Raw genomic sequence first — 14,255 nt, forward strand, 5'->3', positions numbered from 1 at the left:
TTATTTAATATTTCCTATCAATTATCACTAGTTCTAATGATTAGAAAACTTTCTCTAATATATTAATTCTCCATTAGCCTATAAATTTGTTTAAAATGAAGCATTTTTAATGGATTTTCTAGGATAAAGATACTAATCAGCTATTTCACTTATTGTGATTAAGAGGAACAATTTAATTTTTAATCTATTATTGATTATCAATTGAAACAGATTCTATATATTTTTACCAATTGAATTGATTTTACAATTTTTTTTTCATATTTTTTATTTTGTAGAAACTACTTTGTAATGGATAGTATATATAGTTTCTCTATTAAAAATTCGTTATTTGGCTAATGGTTTATATATAATTTAATATGGTAAAAAATAAGTCCAAATTGCAGAGAAATTTATAAATAGTTATATATGGTAAACCGTTCTATAGGTTTAAATTAATTTTATTTAAAAATATATTCAATTGTTTTCACCTAAAAATTCTTCCTTAGAATGTCTTAAAAAAACACATTTTAATCATATGCTTTGATTTTTCAAAGTGTTTATTAGGATGTTCGTTTTTTATTAAACAAAAAAAATAATAAAATATGGTTTTGTTCAATAAAATAACAATTTGTTAAGTCACTTAATACTTCAGTCACTTAACATTTAAACATTGTTTAGAAAAATTAAAAAAATTTGAAAAAAATTATTATATAGAAAATATAAATTATATATTATAACACTAAATGTGTCGGAACTTAACTTGAAAGTTAAGTGAAATTTTATAAAATTTCTTAAAATAATCATTTTATGGGGATGTTCTTTTGGCTAAAAAGAAAAAACTAAAAAAGAAGATGCCAAATCAGGCAGTAAGCCATTAACTGCTGAAGAGGTGTCTGAAAAATATACAGTTGCAGAACTAAAATACATTTTAAAGGAAAACGGCTTAAAGGTTTCAGGAAGAAAGCCAGATCTTGTTGAAAGGGTTTTGCCTATCTTAAATGCTGAAGCAAGTGAAGAGGCCGTTGAAGAAGTTAAAGAAGAAGTTAAAGAAGAAACTGTTGAAGCAGAAATTGTAGAAGCTGAAGAAAAAGCTCCAGTGGATTTGACTTTCCCAGATACTGAGGAAGCATTAAGCTCCATACTTGCTCTGTATGGACTAAGCTATGACGATTTATCAATTAAAGATATAGAATTTGCCGATGGTAAAATTTGCATAAACGGTGAAGCTTTCATTCAAAACGGTTTAAGCATGTCAGATTCTACCATGTCAATAATAAATGCAGATCCAACTCTTAATCTGACAATGAATATTCCAGAAGTCGCCTATAGTGACTTTGAAAGCACTATCTTTAGATTTAAAGACCTTGATTTAAATCTTATTCCTACTGATGATAGTCTTGAGTTTAAAGCGGCTTTGAAAGGCTTGGACATAATGACTGATTTGAATAATATAATCCTAAAGGGCCTTGATTTCGCATTCAAGTCTTTCCCAGATAGGGGTGTAGAAATAGGTATTGATATAGACGATTTCATTTATCCTAATTTTTATAACACAAGCTTTAACTTTGAAAACCTTGATTTCAATATGGCAATAGGAGTGGATGGACAAAGCATTGCCATATCAGTTAATTTGCCTGCATTAGACCTACTAAACAAAGACTATAGGGTAAAATTATCTGATTTAAGTCTAAATCTAGTGCTCTCTGATTTGCAATTATCAGACCTTGACTTATCCATAGCAATATCAGATTTCCATTACACAAACTTTGATGATGTTGTCATTTATATGGAGGACATAGGTGTATCACTTGAACATATTCCAGATACAAACAGCTTCAATGTCCTTATTGGCTTGAGCGCTATGGATGCAGTTGGTTTAAATTCATTTGATGCCTTGTTCCCAATGATGGAAATCACTGGAGTAAACTTTAACTCTAAGGATTCAGACTCACTAATTAACTTTACAGGTCTTATATCTCCTATAGATCTTACTCAAATTGATTTATTAGAGCTTGGCGCCCTTTTAGGTTCAGGATTTGACCTTGACGCCTACACTAGAAATATGGCATATTATCCAGACATTGCAAGTGAAGGAGCATCAGATTTAGGTATTCCAGGATTGGATTTAGGTGCCATAGTTGCAAACTGTGACTATTCATGTTTAGGCGCAATCGAGCTTAATCTAACTGGACTCCTTGATTCAGCAGATATTGATTTATCTGATTTAGGCATTGACTTGTCTGATTATGATATTTCTTCAATCAAATTGTCTGACCTTATCGGTGCTGTAGGAGATTCTGAGTTTGTTATGTCTGCCATTCCAGCTGTCTTAAACATATTCTCACTTGACTTAACTGACGTTGACGTCTCTGGATTGATAGCTGACTTTGACGAAGAGAACTTTGATATCTCTTCTTTACTTGCTAGCCTTAATTTATCAAGCACAGATATTGCTGCTATTTTAGATATCTTAGATAAATCAGATATTGATTTAGGAGCCATATTTGCAGGCTGTGATATTTCATGCTTAGATGCAATTACCCTTGACTTGACTGGATTCATTGATTCATTAGGCATTGATTTGTCTGCATTTATTGATTTATCTGAATTTGACTTGTCTGCAGTTAGCTTAACTGATATTATTGCCATATTAAACAGTTTTGAATTTGATATGTCTACCATTTCAGCTCTCTTAAAGATATTCGGCCTTGACATAGGAGATCTTGACTTGGAAGGATTGATAGCAAGCTTTGACACTGAAAACTTTGATCTCTCTACTTTGCTTGCAAGCCTTAACTTATCTGACTTGGATATTGATGCTATTTTAGCTATCTTCAATAATCCAGACTTCGATTGGGCTGGCATATTTGAAAACAGTGACTTGTCATGCTTAGATGCTATTACCCTTGACTTGACCGGTCTTCTAGATTCAGCAGAGATTGACTTATCTGCCTTAGGCATTGACTTATCTGATTATGACCTATCTTCAATCAAATTATCTGAGCTTATTGGCGTATTTGGAAATCTTGACTTTGACATGTCTGATATGATATCTGGCATTGACTTCGAAAGCATTGACTTTGAGAATATTGACTTGGAAGGATTGATAGCTGACTTTGACGCTGAGAACTTTGACATATCCACCTTATTGGAAAGCCTTAACCTATCCAGTACAGACTTATCTGCCATTTTCGACATGTTCATCAATTCAGATGTCGATTTAGGCAAGGTATTTGAAGGCTGTGACTATTCATGCTTAGATGCTATTGTGCTTAATTTAAGCGGACTTCTTGATTCAATAGGCATTGACTTGGCTGATTTAGGCATTGACTTATCTGATTATGACCTTTCTGCAATCAAACTCTCTGAGCTTATCGGAATCTTAAATGGATTCGATTTAGATATGAACACTTTATCTGCTCTCTTGAAGATATTTGGAATTGACTTAGAAGAGCTTGACTTGTCTGGTCTTATAGCTATCTTTGACGGCGACAACTTTGATATGACTGCATTGTTATCCAGTCTTAATTTAGGAGGTGTGGATATTTCCGCTATTGTAGAGCTATTTGATAATTTAGGCTTTGATTTCGATGGCATGTTTGAAAACTTGGATATTTCATGCTTCGATGCAATCACCCTTGACTTGACTGGACTCATTGATTCAACAGGCATTGACCTTGCTGCTTTCGGCATAGATTTGTCTGCCTATGACTTATCTGCAATCAAGCTGTCTGATCTTATTGGTGTTGTATGCAGTTCTGAGTTTATCATGTCTGCCTCTGGTGCTGTCATGAAGCTATTCAATATAAATGTGGATGACCTTGACTTTGATGGATTGATTGCCAGCTTTGACGCTGAGAACTTTGACATATCTCCTTTATTAGAAAGCATTGAGCTATCTGGATTTGACATTTCAGAGATGTTGGAAATGTTTGATATGAATGGATTTGACTTATCTCAGTTCTTGAATCAGTTCATAAGCTCATTTATGGAGAATGCTCTTTTGGAATCTGGTGATGAATGAGTTTTTAATTAAATAATAGTGGATTATATTTCACTATTATTATTACTTTTTTTCAATTTTATTTATTTTTAAACATCTGATAATATTTTTTCTAATTTTTATCTTATTTTACTTATTAATTGCTTTAAATGCTTATATTTCATCTCCATTTAATCGCTCTTATAAAAGATGTATGCATTTTTGCTAAATTCATCGATTCCATTATCTTCGCAAAATTTAATCATATGATCATAGATTTCATCACGTGTGGAATATAGAGTTTCATCGCTTGTTCCATTTAGATTATTGAAACAAAAGAAATAATCTGCAGTATCAATGTCTCGCTCTTCCACTATGGTAAAATCCCCTAGAAAATCGTATTTTTTAGCGAATTTCTTTAGTTCTTCTGTATAGATCCTTTTAGGCTCTTCCATTTCCATTCTAAATTCATCGATTTTTAGCATCTTTTTTCTCACCTCCTTTTTCGGTTGGTACAAATTACTTTGTAATGGATAGTATTTATAGTTTTCTCTATGAAAAATTCGTTATTTGGCTAATGGTTTATATATAGTTTAATATGGTAAAAAATAAGTCCAAATTGTAGAGTAATTTATAAATAGTTATATATAGTAAACCGTTCTATAGGTTTAAAACTAATATTTTTTTTAATCATTGAAAATTGATTAATTATTCTTATTTTTATAAATGGTTATATATAGTAAACTAATTAGTTTATAAATAGTTATATATGGTTAATTTTTAATTTAAAGAGTATATATTCCTTATTTTTTAAAAATATTTATATATAAGTAATTATATAATTATGTCTTACAAAAAGAATTTTTATTGGAGGGTGTATATGTCTCAAGAAGAAAATAAAATGATAGATGAAGTGGAAATGAGTTCTGTAGAAGAAATAGGGAGGGATTCTGTAGAAGAAATTAAAATTGGCTCTCAAGATGAAATAGGGATGAATTCTGTAGAAGAAATGGATTTAGACTCTGCAGATGAAATAGATATGGACGATGTAGAAGAAATGGAAATGAAGATAGAAAACTATGAAAATAGAATCAAATTGCAAGATATATTAATAGAATCTTTAGGAGAAAGATGTGAGGGAGAAAAGGAGAGAAATAAGCAACTTCATGATAGAATCATCCAATTAAATGAAGAGTTAAAGAAAAAACAGGAACTGGAAATGGTAAGCGATATCAATTATTGGAGGGGAATTGAAAAAGCCCATATAGAACTGCATGATAAGTACTATAAGAGGATAATCCAGCTTGAAAAACAGAATTTCCTGCTTGAAGTTGAAAACGATGAGCTGAAGGATGAATTAGAGAGGATAAAAAATGTTTAATTTTCTCTCTATATATGATTCATAAAATAAGTGGTTTTAGAGAGGATAAAAAATGTTTAATTTTCTCTCTATATATGATTCATAAAATAAGTGGTTTAAAGGTCTTTCATTATCTTCTTTAATTATGCTTAGACATTTATCAAATCAACAAGCTTCTACTTCATTATTAATTAAATCCCTTCGCGAACTAATTTAATTTATGTTTTTTTGGTTGTTTTTATCCTTTCTATATTAGATGTTTTTTTTTATTTGTCCTTTAATTTCTGTTCCAATTGATTAAATTTTTTGTCGTATTCCTCTAGTTTCTGTTCTAACTTTTTAACTTTATCTTTATATTCATTCAATTCTTGTGAGATTTCATTTATATTCTGTGTGTCTGTATTCCTATTGTCAGAAACAGTTTGTTCATCGCTTTTTTCGGCTTCCTCTTTTTTCTCAGTTAAAAATAGGGTGAAGAGTAAGATTCCAAGAACAGCGCCAAATGTCATTGGAGCATAAAGGGCATTAGCAATAAGAACTCCCTTTGGTTGAGGGGTTAATATGGTTATTAGAAACATGTCAAAGCCGCTATATAGAAGCATTAAAAGTGCAGCCTTATATGGCCTTAGGAATTCGCCATCGTTCCATCTATAAACGAGACTTCCTACAATTCCAGCCATTATTGTTGCAACGCCACATGCCAAGGCAGTAATGCCTCCCATGCCATATCTCCAGACTCCGGCTATTATTCCTACAGGTATTCCAACATATGGTCCTCCAAGCAATGCGGATATCATTACAATCAATCCTCTTGCATTTGCAGGGATTCCATTTACATCCATAGTGCAATATGATGCAAGAATTCCTAGAATGGAAAATATGATAATCTGCCAGATTATGGTTTTACGGGACTGTTGGCCTCTGATTATAACTTTAAAACTTTTGGATTTGGTGGCTATGTATGTTAGAATCAAGACTACAGAAAGCATTCTAAACATTTCTAAAAATGGCGCCCATAATGATTCTCCATTTGCGGATTTGTTAAAATAGGAAATGGTGAGGCTTAACAAACCCATAATGATTAGATAGCCTATCTCATAAACTGATCCGTCTGTCAGCTCTTTAAGTTTTGTTAGCCTGGTTGAAATAAATCCTAATATTATGATTGCAGATATTATTGTAGTAATCTCATGGACGACTGTTATGCTTTACATGCTGAACAATGGATCATATAAGCAAAAAAGTTAATAAATAGGGCTATATTGAAGATTAACAATATTGAAAATAATATTATAATCTTTTTATCACCAGAGAGTTTGTCTTTTAACATGTTATCTAGTTTTTAAGTATATAAAATATAATATGGATTTAATTTTATTCTTAAGTTGTTTAAGTTTGGTCTCTTTTTTGATTCTATTTATTTTTATTTTCTTTAGTTTTTAAAGTTTTATTTTTAATCGCGTTTTATTTAGCTTTTTAATTTTATTTCTTAAGCCGTTTAAGTTTTTTTCTTAAGTTTTTTAATTTTATTTTTAGGCTTTTAAATTATGGAAATTGAATATTAGGTTTAAATTGACTATTAATATTTAAAGAAATCCCTACCCCAACTAAGGTTGCGTTTAACCTCTTGGATTTTCATTTCAGGGGTTTTTTCATAATTTCGATATGCTTTTTCTATTATCTCTATTTTTTTTTCACCATTCATTGATTTAGTAATTTGGCTGACAATTTCAATATTTTCGTCAACTTCGTCCATTTGATTAAATGCTTCATCTTTTATTTCAAAAAGAAGGTCTATAGCTTCTCCAAGACTAATTCCGCTCTTTTCTAATTCTTTCACTTTTTCAATTTGTTCATCTGTTAAATCAAATTCCATTTTAGTCATTTTTCCCACGCTCTTAACCTGTTTACTTAACTTAATTTATATTCATTATTTATAATATATTTTATCATATAATTTTGTTTTTCTTTTTCTTTGTTCCTTATTTCTGTGATTTAATCCTTTTTTTTATTTATTTTAGATTTAACAGAATTATATTTATTCTCATAACTGTTTTTAATTGCTAAGTTAAATGGAAATTTTTTAAAAGCTAATAAAAAGAGTTTTATTATTTTAAAGTAGTTATGGTAAGTTTTTTATTTAGAATTAGTTAAAAAGAGTTATTATTATTTTTAAACTAGTTATGGTAAGTTTTTTATTTAGAATTAGCTAAAAAGAGCTTTTATTATTTTTAAACTAGTTATTTAAGTTTTTTTTATTTAGAATTAGTTAAAAAGAGTTTTTATTATTTTTAAACTAGTTATTTAAGTTTTTTTTATTTAGAATTAGTTAAAAAGAGTTTTTATTCAAAAATAGTAAAAAAATTTTAATTTTAATTAAAAATAAAAAAAAAAGATAATGAGAGAATAAACTCTCATTGTTTTTTAAGTTTATCTGGTTTTTTAATCTCCTTATCCGAGAGCCGCAATGTCAAGACAAAGATTATGGCCATCAGAGCCATCGTTACATACATTACAAACGCCATGGAATCTCTAACAATGACATTTACAATATTCTGAATAGTGCTGTTCTCTGCTTTAACATCGTTTATGCTGCTTATTGATTGGAATCCCTCATAGACATCGTGTTCGAATGTCGCATTACCGGACTGATCCGGCACATAGGTATCAACTGCATTGCTGATTCCTCCAATGATGCCCAGAATAAGGATTACACCAATGATTGCTGTACCCATAGACTGACCTAAAGTCTGACCGGTTGTAACAATACCGGATGCATTGTTTTGACCTTCCTGCGGAATATTGCTTAATGCAATGTCCACACCTAAAGCCATTACAAAACCAAGTCCTGCTCCAAGTACGAAGAGTCCAGGCATTAGCTCAAGCATTGATGTCGCCATTGTAAACTGCTGGCTTAAAATAAGACATCCTATGATTGATATTATACATCCTATTGACATGAGGATCTTGTGGTTCAGTTTTGCAGATAGCTTTGGGGCTGTCAATGCAAAGAGAAGCAAACCTAAGGTCATTGGAAGCAAGGTCAAACCTGTGTTGAATGCAGATAAGGCCAATACGCTTTGCAGATAGACTGAGACTGCAAACAATGCACCGCCCATTGCAAGGTTAACCAACAGCCTAAGGAGAGTACCTACACGGAGATTTCTGTCTTTTAATAATTCAACATCAAGCAACGGTACGTTGCCTTTTCTTTTTCTTTTGATTTCAAAGAGTGCAAAGAGTGCTAGAACAATTAATCCTGCAGCCATTATAGCTATGCTGAAAGTGGTATCATCAGTTAGCATCAAAATACCCATAACAAAGAGGACAAGACCTACAAATGAGATTATAGCACCTGTAATGTCCAATTCGCTTTTGGATCCTGTAGCTTCGAAATAAGGTATTTTGCCCTGCAGTGCAAATACGATCAGGACGATTATAAATTCCACTGCAAATCCTAATCTCCAAGTGAAGTATGTTGTAACGACCCCACCGAAGAGCGGGCCGATAGCTGCTGCAATTGCAACCAGTGCGCTTTCAATTGCAAGGGCGAATGTAAGCTTTTCACCCTGATAGGTTCCGCTTATGATGGAAACTGCAGTAGGTGTCATCAATGCACCGCCTATACCTTCCAGCAATGCCCATCCTATAAATAACATTAGAGTATTGGCACTTAATGCTGCAGTCAAGGTACCGACGCCATAAATTCCAGCACCGATTAAAAAGAGCTTCTTTTTACCAACTATATCCTGAAGCTTGGTACTTAAGAGCATGAATGAGGCAGTGATGAGAGTATAGAATGATGAGATTGTTTGAATGGTACTCACATCAGTGTTCAAGTCAGCAACAACTGAGGAAATGCTGACGTTCATGAATGTTGTATCCAAAGCTATGATAAAGGTAGCAAAACAAACAAGGATTAAGGGAATCCAAGAGTGCTCCTTAATGGTTTCATTCATATTTGCAATTCTCCATATTTTTTAAAATCTATTTAGATGCATATGATTATATAAAAATCTATTTAGATGCATATGATAATTTTATTTATATATAAAATCCGTTTATATACATAAATAGGTTTAGTTATATTATTATTTATACTTAGTTTTATTAAAGCATATTTGTAGAAGAGGATAATTTTAATTTTACTTTGTTTTTATTGGGCATTTAGCTTTTAAAGGATTTTCTTTTAGTTAGGGAAGAATTTGTGGATTTTAATACTTTTTCATTTTGCTTGATTAGTTCTTATTGTACTTAATTTAATTAATAATGAATGCCAATATTATAATTAGGAAGAATATTCTAATGAAAGTCTTTTTTTAGTGAAAGGCTATTATAATTAGGAAGAATATTCTAATGAAAGTCTTTTTTTAGTGAAAGGCTATTATAATTAGGAAGAATATTTTTTTAGTGAAAGACTATTATAATTCTCATTTAAAAAGTCTTTTAAGTAAAAGACGATTATAATTCTCATTTAAAAAGTCTTTTAAGTAAAAAGAACGGATTATAATTATTAATTTTATTCCAAAAAAGATAGGGGGAAAATGACAACATGACTACTACTAATGATCAAGATGAATCAATAAGCGAACATATAAAAAAAGCGTTCTCCTTGAAGGAAGATACGGCCTCTAATGAAGAGATTCGCTCCCGCCTTTTAGATGGAGGCAAAATCACAGGAACAAACATGCGCGTTCTGGTATGTGCTATGGTGATTGCATCTGTAGGGCTTAACATGAGCTCAACTGCAGTAATCATCGGTGCCATGCTGATTTCACCTCTGATGGGAAGCATTCTTGCCTCTGCCTATGCAAGCGTGACCAATGACCGTCCCCTTCTTGGAAAGCATTTAACCGGATTTGCAATGCAGATTATAATAAGCGTAACTGCAGCAGCCATCTTCTTTTTCCTCTCTCCAGTTAAGGAGCCAACAGTAGAGCTATTGGCTAGAACATCTCCTTCATTTTATGATGTGTTAATCGCATTCTTCGGAGGACTTGCAGGAATCATAGGACAGACCAGGTCAGATAAGGTAAGCACAGTTATCCCAGGGGTAGCTATTGCAACAGCCCTTATGCCTCCTCTATGTACCTGCGGTTATTCAATTGCAAACGGAAGATGGGACATGCTTCTAGGAGCAGGTTATTTGTTTTTAATTAACTGCTATTTCATATTCCTCTCATCAAGCCTTATTTTAAGTGCATTGAAGATTCCAAAATTGAAGGAGTATACAGAAAAAGAATGGAAAATCCATAAGTGGAGAATGAGTTACGGAATACTATTTTAATTTGCTATTCCTAGTGTAATTGCGGTTTATTATATGCTTTAATCCTGTGCTATAGTAACGGATATAAAATTAATTTTAGGGTGTTTTTATAAAACACCTATTTTTACTTATTTTTAATGTTCGAATTTAAATCTTTTATTTTTTGTTTTTAATTAATTTATTAACTCATCCTTTTTATGTCCATATTCATTTTCATCGGATACTTATTTACCCATCTCATTAATGTTGGCTGGCTGATTGTTTTTAAATTTACAATTGTCCTCTTTTAAGATGCCCTTATTTACTATGGCATATCCGCTGTTGCCATCAAACCTTGGAACTTGCCATCTCTAAAGGCTTCCCTCATTTGCGATTGCTCCGCCGCTGCTAGGCACCTCCAATGAAAATCTCACTCCTCCCGCTTCAAAGTCCTTCCTTGAAGTGTTATTGTTAAACTCACAGTCAAATATTTTCAAGGATGAATCTTCACTGTTAAATACGCATGATCCGGCATTTGAAAAGTTATTTTTAAAGCTGCAGTTTCTTAAGGTCAATGAGGCATTATTGATTATGCATCCTCCTTTTTGATAGATTACCTTATTGTCTCTAAAGTTGGAATCTATGATTTCCAAGGAATCTGAATTGTTTTTCACGACTCCTCCAGATTGTCTGGATTCGTTATTTGAAAATTCACAGTTTATGATTTTTGCTGAAGCACTATGGGTTATGCATAATACTCCTCCCCCATCTTTTGAATTATCAAAATAATCCTGATAGTAATATCCGTTTTTAAACTTGATGTTTTTAATGACAATGCCATTTCCGGTTATATGGAATATTCTAGAGAGATTGTTTGCATCGATTGTATGGTATTGCCCATCAATTGTCAGATTGTCTTCGTAGATTTCTATTCCCCCTTCATAGAATGCCTGCTCCAGTTCATGCATTTGGATATTGCAGTCAAGGGTTATTTCACTTGAGCCGTCGTTAATCAAATCATCAAGATATTCAAAGCCCTTGAAGTTTTCTAAAATGCTTTCTGCATCTATATCTTCATTTTTAGAGCTTACTGTTGTTTCTTCACCTTTATTTATAGAGCTTGTTTCTTTAAGACCTTTATTTGTAGATCTTCTTTCTTTAAGACCTTCATTTGTAGAGCTGGTTTCTTTAAGATTTTTATTTATAGAACCTGTTTCTTCAGGACCCTCATTTGCTAGGTTTATTTCTTCAACATCATCAAAGGAAACTTTAAACTTCGCATTATTAAAGTTCAATCCTCCCTCTATTGCATCAACAGAAGTCTTTTTATTAGTTGAAAATTGACAGTTTTCAATATTGAGATAGCTGTCTTTACCGAATTGGGCAATGATTTCAGGAGCGTCATTTATCTTATCAGTGATGAACTGACAGTTGAAGAGATCCATAAATGCCAGGTTTAAAATGGAGTTTCCATGCTTAATGAAATGATATCTTCCAGTTGCGCGGCTAAATGAGCCATATCTCGGAAATTCAACCAGATTGTTTTTAAACTTGCACCTTGAAGCTGTTAGCCTGCCCTCATTGAAGATGGCTCCGCCGGATAATCCGGCCTTATTGTCTTCAAAGATGCAGTCATATAGGTTTATTGAGCCTATATTCCTAATGACTCCTCCATTCTTGTCGGTAGAATTCTTTGCCAATATGCATTTTGTAAGTTCCATTGAAGCGTTCTGCCCATTTGAAATGGCTCCTCCCCCATCATAAGGATTGCTATAATTTCTGCTTGCTGATTCCACTTTAGAATTTTCAATCTTGCATCTTCCATTGTTGTATAGGAATTCGTTTATTGTACAGTTATCTATATTGCAGGAATCATCATTCTTAATGGAGCCTATTATACAGCCTTTAAGGCTTAGGGAAGATTCATTGAAGATTTGATCAATATTGCAATCTGTCAGATTCAAGCTTCCATTAATGTTTTTGATTCTTCTGTCAAATGTGGAGTTTTCTCCAGTCAAGTTCCCCTCATTAATTTCAATGGACTTGTCTATGATGGAATTGGAGATGTTTAAGGAGCCTTCATTAAGGCGAATCAGCATATTGGTCTCTATATTCTTTATGCTGAAATTGTTTGCTTCAATCCTAAGCTCGATTTTAGGGTTGATGCATTCAAGCTTATGGTTTTTCCCATCAATTGTCACATTGTCCCGATTTATGGTGATTGTTTCATATATGCCGTCCCCATCCAATATGAAATGATCGTCAAGGATGATTTCATCATTGTTGAATAGATCCATAAATTTATCCAGGCTGTTTTTGCAGGTGGCTCTGATTGCTATTTTGCGCACGTTCTCATTAGGGTCATTGACGAACTCCTTTAACGCTTCTTCGCTTTTAATGTATTTTGCAGCAAGCCTGCGAAGAGTCTCATCAGTCTCATTATGCATCAGGTCCACTAAAAGGCTATCGTCATTGATTCTATCAAGGGCCATTCCAATCTCAAAGTAGTATCTGTCATAATCCAGATTGTAATATTCCAAGGCAATATTCAATAGGGTCTCATCATCGCTCATGAACTCTATTGACTTGTTGAGCTGATTCTTTCCTTTATGGGCGAATTCGTATAATGCTTCATTTGCAATTTTCTCATCCTTCATCTCATTTAAGGCATATTCAACGGTGTTGTTCCAATCATTTTGGGATAGGATGTATTTCTTTAGTTCCTTGTCATTGTTTATGTATTGGGCTACTTTAGACTTAAGCTCAGGGCTTCTGCTGGATTCCAGGCATCTTCTCATCACTTCTGGATCGTTTTTAAATCTTTCCACAAACTTGTCTCGTATGCTTTCATACCTTGTAAGGCATACGATATCAATGAGAAGCTCCTCATCATTTATCTTGTCATAGATGCAATTTGCATTTTCCTCATTTGAATATCGTATTATCTCTCTCAATTTCCTTTCATCATTTATTTCCATTAGTTGCTCTTTGGTGAACTTGCTTGCGATAGCGTTTCTTAATCCGATGCCCCATCTGTCCTCGTTAAGGTCAAAGAGCTCAATCAAGTCTTCTCTTGAGGCATGTTTTATCTTTAGGATTGCGTCACGTCGAAGTTCAAGAAACGGATGGGATTTTCCAATTTCAATCAATAGGCGATCGTCACTTATTTTTCTTAAGATACTATGGACGACTGGCTCGTCCCTATAGGACATTATGCTTTCAAATAATTTGTATTCCTCATCGCTACCATCAAAAGATGCCTTGTCAATAGGTGGAGATTTCCTCTTCAATCCAGTGTCCTTTTGGGTATCTCTTTTAGAGCTTTTTTCTTTATTTTTTCTGCCTATTCCTTTTTTTAATTTATCTATAAATCCCATTTAAACACCTTTTTTTCACTTATTCCTTTTTTTATTTTATCTATAATGCCCTATTTAAACACCTTTTTTTCATTTAGCTATTTTTAAGACCCACTTATAAGTCTTCATTGATTAATTGTTTTTTATCCCTTGTTTTAATATTTCTTTAAGATTTATTTCTTTTTATAGTTATTAGTATATTTTTATGGCAGTTTTATTTATAACTTTTTAAAAAATCTTTAAAATTATTGAAATATCTTCAATTGATATGGGGTTTCTTAAGGGGTGATGGTGAATTTATTTAAAATTTTCCTATGGGATAGGGATTGCTAA

General features: G+C 32.5%; 8 protein-coding genes. 3 read left to right on the forward strand and 5 right to left on the reverse strand.

Annotation, left to right across the window (positions count from 1 at the left end; all coding sequences use genetic code 11):
* Positions 1 to 868: 868 nt before the first annotated feature.
* The gene (locus MRU_RS00210) at positions 869 to 4,003 is read left to right on the forward strand and encodes an SAP domain-containing protein (RefSeq protein ID WP_012954849.1); all 3,135 of its coding nucleotides are present in this window, start codon (positions 869 to 871) and stop codon (positions 4,001 to 4,003) included.
* Between the two features lie 149 nt (positions 4,004 to 4,152).
* Here the strand turns inward: MRU_RS00210 and MRU_RS00215 are convergent, their stop codons facing one another.
* Complete coding sequence (locus MRU_RS00215; RefSeq protein ID WP_012954850.1) at positions 4,153 to 4,446, reverse strand: hypothetical protein; 294 nt, start codon at positions 4,444 to 4,446, stop codon at positions 4,153 to 4,155.
* Positions 4,447 to 4,841: 395 nt separating this feature from the next.
* Between MRU_RS00215 and MRU_RS00220 the strand changes: the two genes are divergently transcribed.
* Positions 4,842 to 5,342 (forward strand): hypothetical protein, encoded by a 501-nt coding sequence (locus tag MRU_RS00220; protein ID WP_012954851.1) that lies wholly within the window; start codon positions 4,842 to 4,844, stop codon positions 5,340 to 5,342.
* 245 nt (positions 5,343 to 5,587) lie between these two features.
* Here the strand turns inward: MRU_RS00220 and MRU_RS00225 are convergent, their stop codons facing one another.
* The 3 genes from MRU_RS00225 to MRU_RS00235 form a co-directional block, all read right to left on the reverse strand.
* Entirely contained in the window at positions 5,588 to 6,397 is an 810-nt protein-coding gene (locus MRU_RS00225) for a LytS/YhcK type 5TM receptor domain-containing protein (protein WP_012954852.1), read from the reverse strand.
* A gap of 503 nt (positions 6,398 to 6,900) precedes the next feature.
* On the reverse strand, positions 6,901 to 7,206 hold the full coding sequence (locus MRU_RS00230) for a hypothetical protein (protein ID WP_012954853.1): 306 nt from the start codon (positions 7,204 to 7,206) through the stop codon (positions 6,901 to 6,903).
* A gap of 529 nt (positions 7,207 to 7,735) precedes the next feature.
* Complete coding sequence (locus tag MRU_RS00235; RefSeq protein WP_012954854.1) at positions 7,736 to 9,280, reverse strand: MFS transporter; 1,545 nt, start codon at positions 9,278 to 9,280, stop codon at positions 7,736 to 7,738.
* 593 nt (positions 9,281 to 9,873) lie between these two features.
* Here MRU_RS00235 and MRU_RS00240 point away from each other — a divergent pair.
* On the forward strand, positions 9,874 to 10,608 hold the full coding sequence (locus MRU_RS00240) for a DUF389 domain-containing protein (RefSeq protein ID WP_012954855.1): 735 nt from the start codon (positions 9,874 to 9,876) through the stop codon (positions 10,606 to 10,608).
* A 329-nt stretch (positions 10,609 to 10,937) separates the two neighbouring features.
* Here MRU_RS00240 and MRU_RS00245 read toward each other — a convergent pair whose 3' ends face one another.
* Positions 10,938 to 13,943, reverse strand: a complete 3,006-nt coding sequence (locus MRU_RS00245; protein ID WP_012954856.1) for a HEAT repeat domain-containing protein — start codon at positions 13,941 to 13,943, stop codon at positions 10,938 to 10,940.
* Positions 13,944 to 14,255 lie beyond the last annotated feature (312 nt).

This window comes from Methanobrevibacter ruminantium M1 (assembly GCF_000024185.1).
Lineage (GTDB): Archaea > Methanobacteriota > Methanobacteria > Methanobacteriales > Methanobacteriaceae > Methanobrevibacter > Methanobrevibacter ruminantium.